This window comes from Aquirufa rosea, from assembly GCF_004118285.1.
In the GTDB taxonomy this organism is placed as follows: Bacteria; Bacteroidota; Bacteroidia; order Cytophagales; family Spirosomataceae; genus Aquirufa; species Aquirufa rosea.
On the sequence record NZ_SDHY01000003.1, the window covers coordinates 403809 to 423155 of the forward strand.

At 38.5% G+C, this 19347-nt stretch carries 18 protein-coding genes; 8 read left to right on the forward strand and 10 right to left on the reverse strand.

The window, feature by feature from the left end; genetic code table 11:
* Positions 1 to 48: 48 nt before the first annotated feature.
* From ESB04_RS06830 to ESB04_RS06845, 4 genes are all read left to right on the forward strand, one after another.
* Positions 49 to 3111 carry a BamA/TamA family outer membrane protein gene (locus ESB04_RS06830; RefSeq protein WP_129026977.1) on the forward strand — a complete coding sequence of 1021 codons (3063 nt, stop codon included), beginning with the start codon at positions 49 to 51 and terminating at the stop codon, positions 3109 to 3111.
* A gap of 13 nt (positions 3112 to 3124) precedes the next feature.
* The gene (locus ESB04_RS06835; protein ID WP_129026978.1) at positions 3125 to 4381 is read left to right on the forward strand and encodes a glutamate-5-semialdehyde dehydrogenase; all 1257 of its coding nucleotides are present in this window, start codon (positions 3125 to 3127) and stop codon (positions 4379 to 4381) included.
* A gap of 37 nt (positions 4382 to 4418) precedes the next feature.
* Positions 4419 to 4856 carry a nuclear transport factor 2 family protein gene (locus ESB04_RS06840; RefSeq protein ID WP_129026979.1) on the forward strand — a complete coding sequence of 146 codons (438 nt, stop codon included), beginning with the start codon at positions 4419 to 4421 and terminating at the stop codon, positions 4854 to 4856.
* Positions 4857 to 5221: 365 nt separating this feature from the next.
* Entirely contained in the window at positions 5222 to 5761 is a 540-nt protein-coding gene (locus tag ESB04_RS06845; RefSeq protein WP_129026980.1) for a DUF1697 domain-containing protein, read from the forward strand.
* 70 nt (positions 5762 to 5831) lie between these two features.
* Here the strand turns inward: ESB04_RS06845 and ESB04_RS06850 are convergent, their stop codons facing one another.
* From ESB04_RS06850 to nusB, 6 genes are read right to left on the reverse strand one after another with little or no spacing between them, the layout of a single operon-like run.
* Complete coding sequence (locus ESB04_RS06850) at positions 5832 to 7622, reverse strand: DNA polymerase III subunit gamma/tau (protein WP_129026981.1); 1791 nt, start codon at positions 7620 to 7622, stop codon at positions 5832 to 5834.
* 40 nt (positions 7623 to 7662) lie between these two features.
* Positions 7663 to 9084 (reverse strand): dephospho-CoA kinase, encoded by a 1422-nt coding sequence (gene coaE, locus ESB04_RS06855; protein ID WP_129026982.1) that lies wholly within the window; start codon positions 9082 to 9084, stop codon positions 7663 to 7665.
* 4 nt (positions 9085 to 9088) lie between these two features.
* On the reverse strand, positions 9089 to 9379 hold the full coding sequence (gene yajC / locus ESB04_RS06860) for a preprotein translocase subunit YajC (RefSeq protein WP_129026983.1): 291 nt from the start codon (positions 9377 to 9379) through the stop codon (positions 9089 to 9091).
* Positions 9380 to 9390: 11 nt separating this feature from the next.
* Positions 9391 to 9831, reverse strand: coding sequence for a DUF1573 domain-containing protein (locus ESB04_RS06865; RefSeq protein ID WP_129026984.1), 441 nt, complete (start codon positions 9829 to 9831; stop codon positions 9391 to 9393).
* 4 nt (positions 9832 to 9835) lie between these two features.
* Positions 9836 to 10132 (reverse strand): YtxH domain-containing protein, encoded by a 297-nt coding sequence (locus tag ESB04_RS06870; RefSeq protein WP_129026985.1) that lies wholly within the window; start codon positions 10130 to 10132, stop codon positions 9836 to 9838.
* Position 10133: 1 nt separating this feature from the next.
* A complete protein-coding gene (gene nusB / locus ESB04_RS06875; protein WP_129026986.1) occupies positions 10134 to 11297 on the reverse strand; it encodes a transcription antitermination factor NusB in 1164 nt (387 codons plus the stop codon).
* A gap of 90 nt (positions 11298 to 11387) precedes the next feature.
* Here nusB and ESB04_RS06880 point away from each other — a divergent pair, with 90 nt between their 5' ends.
* Complete coding sequence (locus ESB04_RS06880; RefSeq protein ID WP_129026987.1) at positions 11388 to 13199, forward strand: ABC transporter ATP-binding protein; 1812 nt, start codon at positions 11388 to 11390, stop codon at positions 13197 to 13199.
* Here ESB04_RS06880 and ESB04_RS06885 read toward each other — a convergent pair.
* Positions 13170 to 14489: a TolC family protein gene (locus ESB04_RS06885; protein ID WP_129026988.1), complete on the reverse strand. Its 1320-nt coding sequence runs from the start codon at positions 14487 to 14489 to the stop codon at positions 13170 to 13172. The two genes, ESB04_RS06880 and ESB04_RS06885, sit on opposite strands and share 30 nt — an antisense overlap.
* 117 nt (positions 14490 to 14606) lie before the next feature.
* Here ESB04_RS06885 and ESB04_RS06890 point away from each other — a divergent pair, with 117 nt between their 5' ends.
* The 3 genes from ESB04_RS06890 to ESB04_RS06900 are packed head-to-tail and all read left to right on the forward strand — an operon-like array spanning position 14607 to position 17458.
* The gene (locus ESB04_RS06890) at positions 14607 to 15431 is read left to right on the forward strand and encodes an MOSC domain-containing protein (RefSeq protein ID WP_129026989.1); all 825 of its coding nucleotides are present in this window, start codon (positions 14607 to 14609) and stop codon (positions 15429 to 15431) included.
* Entirely contained in the window at positions 15418 to 16212 is a 795-nt protein-coding gene (locus tag ESB04_RS06895; protein WP_129026990.1) for a hypothetical protein, read from the forward strand. Before ESB04_RS06890 ends, ESB04_RS06895 begins: the two co-directional genes overlap by 14 nt.
* Complete coding sequence (locus tag ESB04_RS06900; protein WP_129026991.1) at positions 16193 to 17458, forward strand: MFS transporter; 1266 nt, start codon at positions 16193 to 16195, stop codon at positions 17456 to 17458. The genes ESB04_RS06895 and ESB04_RS06900 overlap by 20 nt, the downstream gene beginning before the upstream one ends.
* Here ESB04_RS06900 and ESB04_RS06905 read toward each other — a convergent pair.
* The 3 genes from ESB04_RS06905 to ESB04_RS06915 all read right to left on the reverse strand — a co-directional run bounded on the left by ESB04_RS06905 (position 17455) and on the right by ESB04_RS06915 (position 19346).
* Positions 17455 to 18012, reverse strand: coding sequence for a hypothetical protein (locus tag ESB04_RS06905; protein ID WP_129026992.1), 558 nt, complete (start codon positions 18010 to 18012; stop codon positions 17455 to 17457). The genes ESB04_RS06900 and ESB04_RS06905 overlap by 4 nt on opposite strands.
* 54 nt (positions 18013 to 18066) lie before the next feature.
* A complete protein-coding gene (locus ESB04_RS06910) occupies positions 18067 to 18354 on the reverse strand; it encodes an autorepressor SdpR family transcription factor (RefSeq protein WP_129026993.1) in 288 nt (95 codons plus the stop codon).
* A 62-nt stretch (positions 18355 to 18416) separates the two neighbouring features.
* Positions 18417 to 19346, reverse strand: a complete 930-nt coding sequence (locus tag ESB04_RS06915; RefSeq protein WP_129026994.1) for a hydroxypyruvate isomerase family protein — start codon at positions 19344 to 19346, stop codon at positions 18417 to 18419.
* Position 19347: the final 1 nt, after the last annotated feature.

Sequence of the window (19347 nt, forward strand, 5' to 3'; positions counted from 1 at the left end):
ATCATTAAATTTGATTTTGTTGAAATCGCCTACTAATCTAAAAACAGAATGAAAAGACTTTTGCTTTCGTTTTTGCTGCTTTTTTCTTTGGTGCTTCGTGGGCAAGACTTTTATCCTAGTCAAAAGAAATTCGATAAAACTCGAATTCAATATCAAAAATTCATTTGGAAATACTTTACAAGTCAGAATTTTGAAGTTTATTATTTTGGCAAAAATGAGAATTTAGCTCGTAATACCATTCAAATTTTAGAAAATGAATTTCCTCGTATAACAGGGGTATTAGGTTATAGTCCTTTTAACAAGGTCAAACTATTTGTGTATCCTTCACATCAAGATTGGCTTCAAAGCAATACGGGTATTAGTTTGGAAAATGCCGAGGAGGCAAGGGCAGAAAACTTTGCCAAATTTAAAGTTGAAATAGCTTTTCAAAATAATGTATCTGAATATAAAAAGGAGTTAGTGAGGGAAGTAACCAAGGTATATGTGCATGATATGCTCTTTGGTGGAAGTATTAAAGATGCCCTTCAAAATTCTCTTTTACTATCAGTGCCGCAGTGGTTTTCAGAGGGAATTGCAGCTTATATCGCTGAGGGAGATTCTCCTGAAATGAACCAATTTATGCACCAAGTGGTGGTCAATAATCGGGTTCGTAAGCCTAATTTAGCTCAGGGGAAGGAATCGGTTTGGTTGGGTCATTCCATCTGGGCTTACTTAGTGAGAACCTATGGCAAGCAGCCGGTAAGTAATATTTTAAACTTAACGCGCATCATTCGTAATGAGCAATCCAGTATATCAAGTACCATCAAAAAACCATTTAGCAAGTTCCTACGAGAATGGTTTGAATTTTATTTGAATCAATCTAAGCAGGAAGAGGTGAATACCGTGGCTTTAAGTGGAATGAAAAGCCTTTCTTCTGCGGATATCTTAAAGGATCAGATCCTAGGTGATTTTAAGGTGAGTCCTGATGGTAAATGGTTAGCCTATGTTCAAGGGGAAGCTGGAAAGTTTCAGGTGAACTTAATGAATTTAAGTAATCAAAAGTCTCAAAGTATTTTTCAAACGGGACTAAAAGATTCAGAGCGTATTTCCACGGATCATGGTCCGTTGTTGTCTTGGGGTAAATCCAATGTTTTGTATATTTTATACAGCGCAGAGGGCAATAGCTATTTACAAACATATTCAGCCCTGACGGCCAACAAATTCAATTTGCGGGTTGAATCCAAGAAGAAACTAGTGGATTTGAATTGTTTGGATTTTGAAATGGCTTCAAATGGTCAGCGTATGTTAGTGAGAGCCTTGCGAAATGGACAAGTGGATGTGGGTATTTATGATTTAAGAAGAAACCGATATACGCCTGTCACGCAAGATCCTAATGATGAAATTGAGGCGCATTGGTGGAATAATGGGAATGATATAGCTTACATTACTGAGAAATACGTGGACTCCACCTGGAAATCTACTGTTTCCAAAGAAGGAATATATTCACTATATCATTGGAAGGCGGATGATCCATCCAACCCTAGTCGAATTTTTGCCCACCGTGGATACATACATAATTTGAGACAATTGTCTGATACGGTTTGGAGCTTTTTGAGCGAGGAGACATCTGGTACCAATTTGATTAATTTGCGTTGGGCAGACACTACTTTTTATCAAAGTTCTGTTCGTTCAGGTCCATGGAGAGCCGCCGAATGGATCAAAGATCAATTAGTCGTTCGTCAGAATGAGATGCTTACCCAAATGATTAGTACTTATCCGCTTCAAAATATTGGATTGGCTGGTCAAAACCGATGGTATCCACAATTAGCTGAATTAACCAATACGGAAACGAACTTAACTGCATCTAAAGATAGTATTGAGAAACCGATACTTCGTAGAGCAGATCAGCGCCGCGCGCGCATTGAATTACGTCAACAAAATCAGCGTTTAAAAAGGGATCCGGGTAAACTGCTAGGTCCAACGGAATACCAAAATTCTTTTGTTGTCAATAAGTCGGAAGGTAGCTTTATGGTAGATCCAGTCCGTGGCTTAGGTTATTCATTTGAAGTAAAAATGAATGACCTCTTGGAAAACCATTTAGTTCGGACGGGTATTTTTGTGACATCTAACCTACGAAATGCAGATTTATGGGCTGAATATGGATATTTGGCCAATAAGGTAGATTGGTTCGTGCGCTTTGATAGAAAAGTTTTGGACCAAGAAAATGAAAGTTTTTCTCAGAAAGTTAGGTTCAATCGGATTGAGGTGAAAGGTGTCTATCCTTTCAATTTTTCCAGCAAATTAAGTTTTTCTGGAACCTTTAGTTCAAACAGGGCCATAGATCAATATAATTTAAGTACACCGGAAAATTTGGCCACTTATGCGGGTGCTAAATTGGAATATAGCTTTGATAATACGGTTCATTTAGAAGAAAACTTACGAACAGGTTTCCGAATGAATCTTTCAGCTGAGTACCAGGCAGGAGTAGCTGTATCGGAGAGTTTTAGTCGGATTCGTTTGGATATGAGACGATACGTTAAATTGACCAACAGTTTTGTGTTGGCAGCCCGTTTATCTGCCTCCAATGCCTTAGGTGATGCGGCGCCACATACGATGTTGGGAGGAGTAGATAATTGGTTATTTATTCAAAGGGAATTGAGAAATAAGGAAAATCCGCTAGGCACGGCAGGTATAGCCCAGCGGGATGTTTTTATGAGTGATGTCGCCAGCCCTTTGAGAGGATTTAATGTGAATAAATTATCCGGTCAGAGTCATATACTTCTGAATGTGGAATTACGTGTGCCATTGAAATCTTTGATGGGGCCTGATTTTTCCAAGTCCAGATTCATGAATTCCTTCCAATTTGCAGGTTTTACCGATGTGGGTAGTGCCTGGACAGGATCAAATCCATTTGCAAGAACCAATGGATTTAATACCAATACTTATGGAGGAAATACTAATCCATTCTTAGCCACAGTGACCGACTTTAGGAATCCATTTTTAATGGGTTACGGCTTAGGTGCTCGTGCCTATTTGTTGGGTTATTTTATCAAGTTAGACTACGCTTTCGGCGTAGATAATAAGGAAATTAAGGCTCCTGTCACCTATCTATCTTTTGGTTACGATTTTTAGAATACAATAATTCATGGAAAACTCGAGTGAACTTTTGGCGCTTTTGGCCGAAACCCGTCATGCTGCCATATCCTTGGCTATGGCAACTAGCGAACAAAAAAATGCCATTTTAGCCGATCTGGCACAATTATTGGAAGCCAATAAATTGGGGGTTATTCAGGCAAACACACAAGATTTGGCTCATTACGATGCCCATAATCCCATGCGTGACCGTTTGTTACTCACAGAAGAGCGGATTCAATCTTTGGCAGATAGTTTGCGAGAAATCATGCTTTTACCTGATCCTTCGGGACAGGTAATTTTAGAGAAACAATTAGCCAATGGCCTTCACTTAAGAAAGTTAGCAGTTCCTCTGGGTGTGGTCGGGGTGATTTATGAATCCAGACCCAATGTGACTATTGATGTCGCTGCCTTATGTATTCGCTCTGGGAATGCTGCGGTATTGAGAGGGGGAACAGATGCCTGGAATAGCAATTCCTTTTTAGTTTCCTTAATTCATCATGCCCTGGAAAAGAATGGTTTTTCAAAAGATTTAGTCCGTTTGCTGCCTACAGATAGGGCTTATGTGAGCACCTTACTGACTGCCACCAAATACATTGACGTGATTATACCGCGAGGTTCCGATGCCTTGATTCAGCGAGTTAGAAGGGAATCCTTGGTGCCGACGATTGAAACGGGTGCGGGCGTTTGCCATACCTACGTAGCAGAGACGGCCGACTTAAAGAAGGCAGTACCTGTGGTGGTGAATGCCAAGGTAAGTAGACCTTCCGTATGTAATTCCTTGGATACTATCGTGATTCATGCTAGTAAGTTGTCAAGCTTTTTAAGTTTGATTCAAGATGATTTTATCAAGTACCACGTTAAAATCCATGCGGATCCACGCTCTTATGTATTGCTGAAGGCCCAGGCTTATCCTTATTTGATGGAAGCACAAGAAGATGATTTTGGAAGGGAGTTCTTGGATTTTGCTTGTTCCATTAAAGTGGTAGATAGTACAGAGGAGGCCATATTACATATTTCTAACTATTCATCCAGACATTCTGAAGCCATCATTTCCGAGGATGCCCAAGAAGCCAACTACTTTTTACAGGCCATTGATGCTGCCGCTGTGTATTGGAATGCCTCTACTCGATTTACGGATGGAGGAGTTTTTGATTTGGGTGCAGAGATTGGAATTTCCACCCAAAAATTACATGCCCGTGGACCTTTTGCCCTTGAGAAATTGGTTACTGAAAAGTGGGTGTTAGTAGGAGATGGACAGGTGAGGTAAATGCCATAGATATAAGAATACTTATCAAAATGTTCAGATGAAAAAGCACTTAGCCATACTTGTTATTAATTTGGCAATTTTTTGTGCTTGTCAAGGTCCAGTACAGAAATCGCAGGAAGCTAGCAAGGCATTGATTGAACAATATTTTAAACTTTTTAATCAACATGAATGGAAAGCATTGGCAGCAATGTATGCCGATACTGCTATTTTTAAAGATCCAACATTTGGCATGAAGCCTATAAAAAAGTCGAGAGCTCAGTTTGTAGAAGAATATACTGCTTTATCAAAAACTTTTCCTGATGTGCATGATCAGGTGATTAATATTTACCCATCAGGGGAGCATCATGTCACTGTGGAGTTTGTATCCACAGGAACCGGTCCTGATCAAAAGAAGTTTGAATTACCCATTGTTGTTATTTTCCGAATCGAGCAAGGGAAAATCGTTGAGGATTTTACCTATTACGATAATTTTTGATTAAGACGATTTTGCTATGATTGTATAATAAAAGTGTAAATAAATAGGTAATTAAGCTACTAATTATACCCGTTAAAAGAGAATGAATAAAATTCCATTTGAGATAAATCAATGGAATAAAACACGAAAGGTAAAAGCTTAAAGTACTTAATACACTTACGATTGGAGATAATTTTTTATTGTTAATTTCAATTTTACAATCAGGGCACTGCCATTTCATTGGATGATGGGCTAGAAATAGATATTTCAAATTTTGAGGCTTACTGCAATTAGGACAATTGAATTTACTTTTCATATAGTGGTTAACCTTAGAGTTAATTAATTTAAAATCAAATTAGTATTTTTTTTCTTAGATAGATATTTTAATGGTTACTTTCATTGCCTTACTTCGAGGAATCAATGTGTCTGGCCAAAGGATGATTAAAATGGCTGATTTAAAGGCTTTGTTTGAATCTTTGGGTTTTGCCTCAGTTCAGACCTATATTCAAAGTGGAAACTTGGTTTTTCAAGTAGAAAATCTCTCAGAAAATGAATTGAATAAATTAATTCAGTCGGCTATTTTAAAACAATTTGGATTTGAGGTAGAAGTGCAAGTTTTTAGTGAAAGTACTTGGAAGCAAATCATCGTAAATAATCCCTTTGTCATGCAAGGAGGTGTCGAAGAGGCTCACTTGTACGTGAGTTTGCTGGCCAATAAGCCAAGTCAAGAAAATGTAGAAAAACTCGCGAGCTTATATTTTCCAGAGGAATTCATCCAATTGAGGGATCAATCAGTTTATTTATATGTTCCCCAGGGTTATGGGAAAGCCAAATTGAACAATAATTTTCTGGAAAGTAAATTGAAAGTAAGTGCCACGACGAGAAATTGGAAGACCATGCTGGCCTTAGTGAATATGATTCAGTAGAAGCATGATTGTCTACTTTGAAAAAGATAGGTGATTAGGTTTCGGGGACAATTTCACATTTCTTTAGAGTTTAAAACTCATAATCCAATCCCATCCTCTGTTTCATTTCCGCCAAAATAGGATGTTTCTCTGCTAAGAATTCGTATTTGTCGGATTGGGTGTAGAGAACCTTTTTATCGCTTTTCTCTTGTATTAAAATATCCAGCTGTATGTCAATACCAAAGTGCTGCAAAGAGGTTCTTAGCTGGTTCAAAACCTCCATTCGGATGGATTCATTGAACTGCTGAATTTGTAATTCGTTTTCCACTTTTAGGTGTAATACGGTGCCCACCAATTCGATGGGACGGTTCATCATGACAAATTTATTGATGTCGTGATTGGCCTTATAGGCATTGGCGATTCGCATCCATTCTCGACTGATATCCTCCAATTCGAAAGGTTTGTTACCTTCACTAGAGGTCCCAGATGTCAACAAGGTAGTTTCTTTTTGTTCAGATTGTTTCGTCTCTACCAATTTTTTGGCACTTCTTAGCCCAGTAGATTGAACGCTAGGCCTAGGGGCTATTTCAATACCCCTCATTTTAGACACCGGCTCTACTTGAGTAGGTATTACGTTCTCTTTAACATAAGATTCAGAAGTTTCTCTTTGAATGGGTTCAGAGGAAGGGGTAGGAGTAGATTCAACTAAGGGACTGGGATTGGCCGAAGCCTCATACTTTTTTCCTGCGCCGTCCTCCACCACAGGTGCTTGCTTTGGCTGGAATACCGAATTTAAATAGTTGATTTTCAAAAGGCTCAGATCAACCAGTAATCTAGGATTTTTGGCGCTTTTGTATTGAGTTTCACATTGAGCACAGATGTTCATGGCCGAAAGCAAAAAGGATGTAGTGCTTAGCTCTGCCTGCTTTTTGAACTTTGCTTTGTTTTCCTCACTCATTTCCATCAAGACCAAGGTCTTTGGATCTTTGGCATAAAGCAATAAACGCATGTGTTCCATGAGTCCAGATACAAACTGAAGTCCATCGAATCCCTTTCTCATGATTTCTTCAATTAAAAGTAAGACTTCCGTATGGTTTTGCTGCAGTAAATGGTCTGTCAATGTGAAATAATAATCACTGTCTAAAATGTGTAAGTTCTCCAGTACTGCCTTATGGCGTAAGGTATTGTCAGTGGAGAAAGTCACATTCAGGTCAAACATGGATAGGGCGTCTCTCAATCCACCATCGGCTTTAATGGAGATTAATTCCAAAGCAGCTGGCTCTGCAGTGATATTTTCCTTCTCAGCAATGTTGGCTAAATGTCTTGCCATATCCTGCCATTTGATTCGATTGAAATCAAAAATTTGGCAGCGAGATAAAATGGTTGGTAAGATTTTATGTTTTTCTGTCGTAGCCAAAATGAAGATAGCGTAGGATGGCGGTTCCTCCAATGTTTTCAAAAAGGCATTGAATGCTTGCGCTGAAAGCATGTGGACCTCATCTATGATATATACTTTATAGCGACCACTTTGAGGAGGATATCTAACTTGATCAATCAAACTTCGTATATCATCTACCGAGTTGTTAGATGCCGCATCTAACTCATGAATGGTTAGGGAAGTATTTTCTTGGAAAGATTGGCAGGAGTGACATGTACCACATGCTTCTCCATCAGCACTTTGATTTTCGCAATTGATTGTTTTGGCTAAAATACGCGCACAAGTGGTTTTACCTACTCCTCTAGGACCACAAAATAAAAATGCTTGAGCCAAATGATTGGACTTAATAGCATTCTTTAAAGTCGTGGTAATGTGACTTTGACCCACTACAGAATCAAACTGAGTAGGCCGGTATTTTCGCGCAGAAACAACAAAATTTTCCATACTGCAAGTTACGATTTGAGGTCATAAAACCCAAATGCGATTAGGGGATTCGGAGAATAGCACTCACTGGGAAATGATCAGTCGGGTAGCGGTTATTCCAAGTCTCTGAATGGGTAGCATGCTGCTCGACAGTGACTCCATTTTTGACAAAAACATAGTCGATTTGGCTATTTTCCTTTTCTGCTTTAAAACCGTTGAAAGAGTTTTTGGGTCCATAATGTCCTCGCTTACTGATGCTTTCTGCATTGGTCAAGCGGTCAGGATTATTGGGGTCAAGCAAAATTTGTATTGGCTCACTATCTGGAGTAGCGTTGAAATCACCCAATAAAATGACGGGGCTGTTTTTGGCTATTTCTTTGATCTTAGCTAAGACTAATTTGGCGCTTTCTCTACGGGCTATTTTACCCAAGTGATCAAAATGCGTATTGAAGACATAGAATTTTTTCTTGGTTTTTATGTCTTGGAAATGCCCCCAGGTAACTACTCGCCTACAAGCTGCATCCCAGCCAAAACCAACTTTTTCGCAGGAATCAGACAGCCAAAAAGTTTTTTGTACTATCACTTTGAACTTTTGGGTATTGTAAAAAAGCGGGGAAAATTCACCCTCTTCTTTTCCATCGTCACGTCCACGTCCAAACCAAGCATAGTTAGGAAGTCTCTCAGCAAAATCTTTGATTTGATGAATAAATGCCTCTTGCATTCCGATGATGTCAGCTTCGTGGTATTTAATTAATTCGGCACATTGATCCTTTCGATTTGACCATTGATTGATACCGTCAGACTTGGTATCCATCCTGATGTTAAAAGTCATGGCCTTGATTTGAGCTAGGCTGCTGGTATTGAAAAGTAGAACTGCTAGTATTATCATGGTAAAATGTTTCAAGATTGCTGCTACTTGCGGCCATACTCGATCGTTTTTGCCATTTTTTATAATAAAGTCTGCTCCTTCACTAAACTCTTGTGGACTTGGTTGATTTTGAATTAGTTTCATATTGTCTTCAAAGGTTAAATGGTTTCGTTTTTGTATTCTTTCAATTCGCTCTTCTAATGGGCAATCTACCGCAATGAGGTGGTCCATGTAGGAAGCTTTATTTTTACTAGTTAATAAGGCAGATTCATACAGTTTAAAAGGTGCCTGACTTGGAATAATTGCCCACTTCTCTAATTCTTTGCGTACAGCAGGATGAATGATTTGATTTAAAACTTCCAATCTCGCTTTGTCTTCCTGAATTTGAGAACGGATATAGGCTTTATTATAATGCCCTTGTACATCAAAACTCTCTGGGCCAAACGCCTGCCTGATTTGCTCTTGCAGAGATGTACTGCTTTGTATAAGTTGATGGGCAACTTGGTCAGCTTCGAAAATGGGAATACCTAAACATGCAAAAATCCGACAAATGATTGATTTGCCGGATCCCATGCCGCCTGTGATACCTATTAAAGGTCGAAGGCCTGTTTTCATGATTTTACTCTTCTGTTAAGCGAGAGGAAGCATCTTTGGAAATGGCTGATTTTTCGAATACCACACGTACTCCTTTGCCCGGATCTATTTCTACCACTAAGGTTTTTTCACGAATAGATACGACAGTTCCATGAACTCCACCAATAGTGACTACTTTGTCGCCTGTCTTTAATTCATCAATGAATTGTTTGGCCTCTTTCGCCTTTTTTTGTTGTGGACGAATCATGAAAAAATAAAATACTACAAAAATCCCTCCAAAAAGAAAGATTTGCATGATTTGAGGATTGTTAGCCATAGAATTGTTGTTTATAGTTTTTTACGCGCTATTTCCACTTTAAATGCCACCATATTATCGGAAGGCATGGTGTTGCAATAGGCGGTTACTGTTTTTTGTACTTTTCCTTCTTTGCCTTTGGAATCAAAACTTACCTTGATAAATCCTTTCTTACCCGGCATTACTAATTCTTTTGTCCATTTTGGAGTGGTGCAACCGCAGGAAGCATTCACTGTTAAAATTTTTAGGGGCATATTCCCTTCATTCTTAAAATGAAAAGTGTAGGAAATGCTATCCCCTTCGGTGATTTTACCTAGGTAAACCACTGGCTGGTCAAATTTCATTACTGGATGCTTCTCTAAGGATGGCCTAAGTTCCAATGGGATGGATTCCTCGGTGGAGTTTCTAGCTTCTTTTTGCTTGTTGGTACAAGCGAAAAGACCAAGAAAGCAAATAATAATGAAATACTTCATGTTACTATTTTGCTTTGATTTGACTCATCATTTTCTCCACATCCTCCAATAATTTTTCGGCTTTCACTTTGGTGTCATTGACCACTTTCTTGCCTTCTGATTTAGCCAAAGTTTCAGGTACTTCTTTTCCTTCAACAATATCATTAATCAATTGTCTCAATTGCTCTCTGTATTTGTTCAACTGAAAATATAATTTGTTACGGGTATTTTCTCCCTTATCTGGAGCGTATAAGATACCAATGATTGCACCCGTAGCAGCTCCTACAACAAATGCCCAAAAGGATTTAGATGATCTACTCATATTATTTGCTCGCTATGTCGATTAATCCTCGACCTGATTTGGTAATTATTTTTTCGTTTATCAATCTCAAGGAAACCACATCCAATATACCATTGATGAATTGCCCTGATTTGGGTGTTGAGTAATTTTTTGCTAATTCAATGTACTCGTTAATGCTCACTTTAACAGGGATGCTTGGGAATTTAATCATCTCGGTTAAAGCCATTTTTAATAGAATAAAATCTGTAATGGCTAAACGATCCGACTCCCAATTTTTCGTTTGATCGCCAATCCAATGTACTAAATCTTTATCTAGCTGAATGGTGCTTTCAAACAATTCTTCAAAGAATAATTTATCATCATCCCATTGAAGGGCTAAAGCTTGCAAACTTAAATCCTCTAAAGCGTCAACTTTGAAGGTTTTAGTAGATAAGCTTTTAATTACATCCTTATTAAGATGCCAATTTAAGTCTTTTTCTTCAAAATACTCGGTCATGCTCGAGTGTTTTAGAATAAATGTTTTTAAAATATATCGAATCATTTCGATGTCATCTTCAAAGCTTTTGCCGGCCTGTGGAAGGTAGTCAACAAATGTTTGATCCAACAACATCACTTCTAAAAATAATTTCTTAATCCGATTTTCCTCATCTTCAGACCAACCTATGTGATGCTCTTCAAAAGCTTGTTGCAATGCCCTCCATTTCGGCATGATAGCCAGCACTTTATTTTTACTTAATTGCGAGGTTTTAATTGGATTTTCCAATAATCGGCGGTTCTCATCCCAAACAGCAATGTCTGATAAATGTTGTATGTAAAATAGTATTTTGAGGTATTGATTGTAGATGGATTCAACCTCCTTTACCATATCCTTTTTTAGCTTTTCCGCTATTTTTTTACTATGGTTTAAATAAGTCTTATAAACTGATTTGGCTGCCGCCAAAGATTCTGGCGGAATACTTTCTTCGCTGGGAACTTCTTGGAAAAACTCACGTAATTGGATTTCAGCTAACTTTTTTAAGCCTTCCAGTCGAGGTGCTTGTTCCTCCTTGGAGATCATAAGTGATAAATCTGGCTGAAAGATATGGGCCAATTCGTCAAATGCCAATTGATATTGGGCACGTTCTTGCGTGTTGTAAGCATACAGTTGCTGAAATGCTTTCACCCGAAGTAATCTCCTGTTTACCATCCGAAAATAAAGAGCGTTCTTGTTGTTTGAATTGCAAAACTAAGGATTTTAATTGATAAAGATTCTATCTTTGTTGGAAGTAAATAATGTATGGGCGCGCTAAGTCACCTCAATAAATATTTTTGGAAGTATAAATGGTTGCTGTTACTAGGTACCCTTTTTACTTTTTGTTCTAATTTTTTTGGGGTTGTTCCGGCACAATTGGTTCGCTATGCCTTGGATTTGGTTACTGAAACCATCGATATTTATTTTCTATTCAAACAGTTTTCATTGCAAGGAGCCTTTTATGAGGTATTTGCCGCAACGCTGTTTTTTTATGGGGGCTTAATCATTCTGATGGCCTTTATCAAGGGAATTTTCCTTTTTTTGGTTCGCCAAACTCTAATTGTCATGTCAAGACATATTGAATATGACATGAAAAATGAGATTTATGCACACTATCAAACTCTTCCTCTGTCTTTTTACCGGAAACAAAATACGGGTGATTTGATGGCTAGAATTTCTGAAGATGTGAGTAAAGTCCGCATGTACGTAGGCCCTAGTATCATGTATGGCCTAAATTTGATTAGTGTATTTATTTTGGTGATTTATTACATGTGGCATGTCAATCAAACTTTGATGTGGTATGTCCTATTACCTCTTCCCATATTATCTGTAAGTATTTACTATGTTAATTCCTTGGTTTTAAAAAAATCAGAGGAAATTCAAGCGGGCTTGTCGACCATTTCTACCTTTGCCCAAGAGGCCTTTTCAGGTATTCGGGTACTGAAGTCCTTTGTTAGAGAAAAGGAATCCGTAGAATCTTTTGCTGAGGCATCTGCGAATTATCGAAAAAAGTCCTTGGATCTGGTGAAAGTAGATTCCTTATTTACACCCTTGATTTCTCTTTTGGTGGGACTATCCACTTTATTAGTAGTTTACGTAGGTTCTCAAGAAGTGATGGCTGGCCGGATATCAGTGGGCAATATCACGGAGTTTATCATGTATGTTTTTATGCTTACATGGCCGGTGACGGCTTTGGGATGGACTAGTTCTCAAATTCAGCGAGCCGCTGCTTCGCAGGGCCGTATCAATGAGTTTTTACATTCGAAATCGGAATTGGTGCCAGGGAAACAAATCAGACAAAAGATTCAAGGACGTTGGACTTTTGAGCAGTTAAGTTTTGCTTATCCGGGTACGGATCGATGGGTACTGAAGGATATAAATTTAGCGATAGAACCGGGGGAGTCGGTAGCCTTATTGGGAACTACCGGATCGGGTAAGAGTACCATCGCGGCTCTATTGGCCAGATTCTATGACCCATCTAAAGGTAGAATACTATTGGATGGAATAGATTTAAAGGATTGGGATATGGAATGGGTAAGGTCCAACTTGGGTTTCGTTCCTCAAGATGTTTTTTTGTTCTCGACATCCATTGCAGAAAATATCCGTTTTGGTCAAGATAATTTAAGCCAGTCTGACATGGAGCAGGCTGCTATCTATGCAGATGTTTACCAAAACATCATGGAATTTCCAGATCGTTTTGAAACAATCTTAGGGGAGAGAGGAGTTACCTTATCAGGTGGACAAAAGCAAAGGGTTTCTTTGGCAAGGGCTTTGGCTAAAAATCCAGGGATGTTGGTTTTAGATGATTGCCTTTCTGCGGTAGATACCCATACAGAGCATAAAATCCTGAACCATTTGAAGCATATCATGGAAGGTAAGACCTGCGTGATTATTTCTCACCGAGTGTCATCTGCCAAATTAGCGAATCGCATATTTGTCTTACATCAGGGTAACATCGTAGAGCAGGGTACTCATGCCACGTTGATGAAAAGGAAGGGTAGTTATTTTGAATTATACCAACAGCAATTAAATCAAGAAAAGCAGGATTTAGAGCAAATTACCACTCAATCGAATTAATTCAATTTCGGCTGTTTTAGCTGCAAATTTTGCTTCAATCAAACGAGTTTCTGCCGCTACTGCATTTCTTTGAACTTCTCTCAATTCGTAAGAAGTGGCAATACCTACTTTGAAACGGTCAAAAGCAATGTCGATATTTTGTTTAGCAATGCTGTAATTTTCTGTTTCCAAGTTGATCAGATTTAAGGCATTTTCGTAATTCACATAAGCCTTTTCGATGTTGGAAATCAAAGTGTTTTTTAAATCGGAAACCTGTAAATCAGCTATTTCTGCATTGATTTTAGCATTTTGAATACGTCGCTTTTGATTATTTCCATCAAAAATATTAATCGTAGCGCGGATACCGTAATTTATAACATCACTGCTTCCCTTGGAAACACCAAAACCCGCACCGTTGTTAACTGTATTATAATTGTAACCTGCTAAAAGATCTATCACAGGCTGTTGCTGGCTTTGAAGATTTTTAATATCTAAATCGGCCACTTTTTTATTCAATAAGGCGGAAATTAACGTTGGGTTTTGTTGTAAGGCTTGGTTTTTTAATTCTTCTAAATTCAATTTTGGCAATAATTCAATCGTTGGAATTACATCAAAATTAATCATGTGATCCCGAACCAAGAGTGTATTGAAATTGATTTTAGTACTTAAATAAGATTGCTCCTGAGCTAGAAGTAAGGCTTTATCTTCGTTGTAATCTACTTGTGCTGAATAAAAATCTACCTTGGATCCTTGGCCTACTTCAAAACGATCTTTAGCTAATTTGAGGCGATCATTGGAGATTTCTAGGCCTTTTCTAAAGTTATTTACACGTAAATCTTGACGAATGATGTCATAATAAGAAGAACTAATTAGGGCAATTAAATTCTCTATAGAAGCTTCCGTTTGTTTGGCACCTAAGTTCTGTAATTCCTTGAAGCGATCTCTCAAGATGAACATTCCCTTTCCATCGTATAAAGTCCAAACCATGGCTACACCTGTGTTGGATGAGTTGGAGTTTACACCTGATTGAACCAAGGGTGGCCTTACACCTCCAAAAAATTCTTGGTCTAAGCCAGAGATGGTGTAGTTTTTGTTTAAGTTGCCCGTTATAGTTGGTAAAAATCCTGCGTTACCTAAGGTATTGTCATTTACCGCTTGTTTCTCCCTTTTCTTAGCAATTTGAATGGAATAGTGGTTTTGTAATCCTTGCTGTATGGCATCTTCCAAACTCAAATTTTTTTGTGAAAGAGAGGGAAATACACTCATGGTAGCTGCGACTAGGAGGCTAAATCTTAGGCCGGAAATTTTCATAGGTAATTAATTACGCTTATTTAATTAGCAAACATAATGATTTTGATGCATTTTTCGATGCCTGTACCACACAAGTACCCATAGCTTATTTGAAATGATTTTACTTACTTTTGTTTTATGGCTACTTTGGAAATTGCTCATTTATACATTTATCCCATCAAATCCTTGGGCGCATTGGCCCTACAAGAGGCCCAAGTGGAAAAGCAGGGTTTGGCTGGTGACCGCCGGTATATGCTGGTGGATTCAAATGGTAAATTCATCACTCAGCGGACTAAGCCTGAATTAACACGTTTTCAGTTGAAGGCAAAGGAAGCTGGATTTGTGGTTTTAGACACAATTACTGGACATGAAAAGAGCTTGATGAATAACGTAGCATTGGGGGAACTCATTTCTGTTCAAATTTGGGATGATCATCTAATGGCCAGAAAAGTGGAAGATGGCTGGTCGGCATGGTTTAGTGAACTATTACAAGAAATTGTATTTTTAGTTCGTTTGACAGAAGAATCGCCTCGTATAATTCCTGAAAAATTTCAAACTACACTCGTGAAAGAAAGCTCCTTTGCAGATGCATTGCCTGTATTATTTTGTTCTGAGGCGTCTTATGAGGCCTTGGAAAATCATATGGGTAAGGAAGTTGATCGTTTGCGTTTTCGGCCCAATATCATCGTTAAGGGCTCTAAGGCTTTTGAGGAGGATACTTGGAAGCAAATTAGTCTAGGTTCCGTGTTACTTTCAGGGGCGAAACCCTGTGCGAGGTGTCAATTGATTACTGTTAATCCACAAACGGGGCAAATATCCAAAGAGGTAATGGCTAAATTAGCTGAGCTTAGAACTTTTGGGAATAAGGTGTACTTTGGGCAGCAATTTGTACCAGAGCATTTAGGTAAATTAAGACTCGGAGATCAAATTACGGTTCAAGTTCGTCAATATGCGAAGTATTAGATTAGCTCATTGGTTAAGTTTGGACGTGGTTTGTGGAACCTTGGCTTATCAGGCATTATTGCACGACATATTTTTACAACAATATCCAACTTGGGCTGAATTGCTTTCCATGGCATGTGCAGTTTGGGGCATCTACCTCATTGATCGAATTATTGATAGAAAGAAGGGAATTGTGCTAGATCAGCGACATGCTTTTCAGGCTAAATATGCGCACGAAATTCAAATTGGGCTATTTGTTTTAGGAATCATCGGGAGTATCAGTGTTTGGAATTTGGATTTGAGATTAATTGGGTGGGGATTGGGTTTGTCTGGGATCATGTTGGTATACTGGGTATTATGGTATGAATCCAGGTTACCGGCTCTATCGAATTCAAAGGAATTCATAACGTCTTTGATTTATGCTTTGGGAGTTGGAGCAAGTACGTGGTATCGTATTCCTTGGAGTTGGTCAATCGTGTCTATCGGAACATTATTGTTTCTCCTGGTGCTTCAAAACTTGGGAATTTATACTATGGCAGAATCAGAACATGCAGGAATTTTGGGAACAGCTGACACTTGGAAACGTATCCTATTGGGAGCAGAAATGTTATTTGTCATTCTTTTTTTAAGGATAATTATTAACAGTCATGAAAAAATGGCATTTTTGCCATTTGCCACTACATTTGCCCTACAAATATGGATTCACTATTTTGTAAAGGATAAATTAGCTTATCGTATTTGGGGAGAGCTAGCCTATTGTAGCCCACTTCTATATTTTGCCTATGAGTTTTTTTCAAAATAAAGATGCGTACCGCGCATTAAAATTTCCTGAATTTAGAGCCTTTATCATTGGTAATACCTTGTTTACTATGGCATTACTAATGCAGGAGGTGATTGTTTCTTATGAGATTTATAAAATTACTCATAATCCGTTGGCGCTAGGCTTGATCGGTTTGGCAGAGGTGATTCCCTATATCTCTTTGGCGCTCTTTGGAGGGCACTATGCCGACAACCGAGACAAGAGAAAAATCATGCAGATTTCTTTGTCTGTGATCATATTGGGCTCAGTATTATTGCTCTATTCCAGTTTGCAGTTAGACTCGCAAAGCCCTGACGTACATATTTATACCATCTATTTTGTGATTTTCTTGATAGGTTTGGCCAAAGGTTTTTTTAGTCCGGCGGCATCTTCCTTAAATCCATTTTTGGTTCCCAAGGAGGTCTTTGCTAATGCAGCTACTTGGAATAGTTCATTTTGGCAATTGGGCGCTATTTTGGGCCCGGGAATGGCCGGTTTTTTATATGCCTATTTGGGCTTGGCGGGATCCTTAGAAACGGTAATTGTGTTTTTATTAGGAGTTATGACCTGTTTGTTTTTTATTAAGAAACGACCAGTCCCACCTAAAGCTGTTACCCATGAGTCCATTTGGCATAGTTTGAAAGAAGGAATTCTCTATGTCTTTAAAACGAAAATAATTCTTTATGCCATTTCGCTCGACTTGTTTTCTGTGCTTTTTGGTGGGGTGATTGCCATCCTTCCCATTTTCGCGGAAGACATTTTAAAGGTAGGGGCAGAGGGATTGGGAATATTACGTGCGGCACCATCCATTGGAGCCTTGTTGTCCATGGCTTTTATGATTTATTTCCCACCACTCGAAAAAGCATGGAGGAATTTATTACTGGCCATTGCAGGCTTTGGGGTGGCTACACTCGTTTTTGGTATTTCAACCAATTTTTGGATTTCAGTAGTGGCTTTGTTTTTTACAGGAGCATTTGATTCTGTCAGTGTGGTCATCCGACAAACCGTTTTACGTTTTTACACACCAGATGAAATGCGAGGACGCGTTTCTGCTGTCAATGGTATTTTTGTGAGTTCGTCTAATGAATTAGGAGCATTTGAGTCTGGATTGATGGCCAAACTTTTGGGTACGGTACCTTCTGTATTAGTGGGAGCTAGTGCTACCTTAATCATTGTCAGCTTAGTCGCTTTTAATTCTAAGGATTTGCTTCGCTTGAAAGTTGCCAAGAAAATCGAATCTGAAGATTAGCTAATATGAGCTTCCTGAGCTAGTCTAGCCTTTTCAGCCGCTTCTTCTGCGTCTTTACGAGCTTTAATTCGATCAGGCCAGTGCTTTAATACTTCTGCTATATTTTTTTTGCTTTGTTGCGCCCATTGTATTTCCTCGATTTTACGAATAGGTTCCGCATTTTCGCCTAGAAGGACCGGCATGATCCTGAAAAAATAGTCTTTTAATTTAAGATCGCCCTTTTTACTTTTAGATACAATCAGACTGGCTTCGCAATTAAACAAGGAAACCAAACCATCTGAGGTATTTCCTTCCGAAAAATAAAAATGATCTAAATTATGAATATCCAGTACATCCGTACTCAACAAGCTGCTTCCTTGATAATGAAGGGTTTTAAGTGAATCTTCACTAACTACCACGAAAGAAATACGTTGTTTTCCTGATTTTTCAGCAAAATAATCCCCGATAGATTGGAAGAAATTACGCTTAGGTAATTGAATTACCCCTAATCCTAACCAATGGGAAGGAAGTTCTGAACGAAGAAAGTTTAGTGACGCAGGTAATGTAGGATTCATATTCGGGCTTTTGTAGGCGAATTTAAAGAAAGATTGGCTTAAGTCAAACTTAGATTATAGGCGAATTTTGGGTTTGGGTAATTCAAAATATAAAGTGAAAAGCTGAAACCACGCATGGATGGATTCAAAACCTGATTTGTTTAAACTATATACCATGAATTGGCCATTTTTACTAAAATCTACTAGATGTGCTTGCTTTAATAAATCCAAGTGATGGGAAATACTGGGTTTGGTCATGTTGAATTGCTGAGCAATCATCCCAGCATTTTGCGGGCCATGCGTCAGAAACCGAAGTATTTCCCTTCTTGTGGGATCATTGATAGCTTTGAATACAATATCCATATTGCTTTAAATAATTAGTCAAATATTTAAATATAAAGCTAGTAATCCTAATTTTATTCAAATTATCCCTTATCTTCTTTACGGTAAGCTTCAATTAGTTTAATTTCGCCATCCTTGCCTGGGTAGAAATTACCATGTTCCATACCCAGCACGCCAGTATATCCTTTTTTTCTTAGGTGCTTGAAAATATTAGCATGATTTACTTCTCCTGTGGTAGGTTCCTTTCTGCCCGGATTATCTCCAATTTGAATGTAGGCAATTTCTTCCCAGCATAAATCCATGTTGGCAATCATATTGCCTTCATTGCGCTGCATGTGGTACATATCAAATAAGATCTTACAAGCCGGACTTCCTACTGCTCGACATATCATATAACTTTGGTCTGAATAGCGAAGAAATAAATCAGGGTTGTCGCTTAAGGGTTCCAGCACCATGGTTAAATTATGTGGTTCGAAAATCTCAGCACCTCGCTTTAAATTATCAATCACATGCCCGGTTTGAACACCTAAGGGTAATTTGCGGTTAAAGTTTCCAGGTACTACTGTCATCCATTTGGCATTACAGCGCTTAGCTGTTTCAACGGCAGTTTTACATGCCTTTACAAACATCTCAGTGGCTTCTTTTTTACCGGTTGTCATGTGTTGGGTATCAAAAAAACCATCGAATTTGACCACGAATACTCCCATGGTCATGCCTAATTTGCTTAATGTATCTCCAATTTTAGCCTGTAATTCAGGACTTTTCCCCATCATGTCGTTGTCTTCCAACGCGCGGAAGCCCATATCATACATGAATTTCAGTTGGTCTATTTCATCATTTCCCGCATGATTTTTAAACATGCCAAAATGTGGAGCATATTTCAAACTGAAAGGCGGCTCTGCAGCTAAACTTTTAAGTTGATTAGATGAATTGGCTAAAATAGCAGGAGACTGTGTAATACCAGCACCCAAAATACTTCCGCCCATCATTTGGGCAAAGGAACGACGATCCATA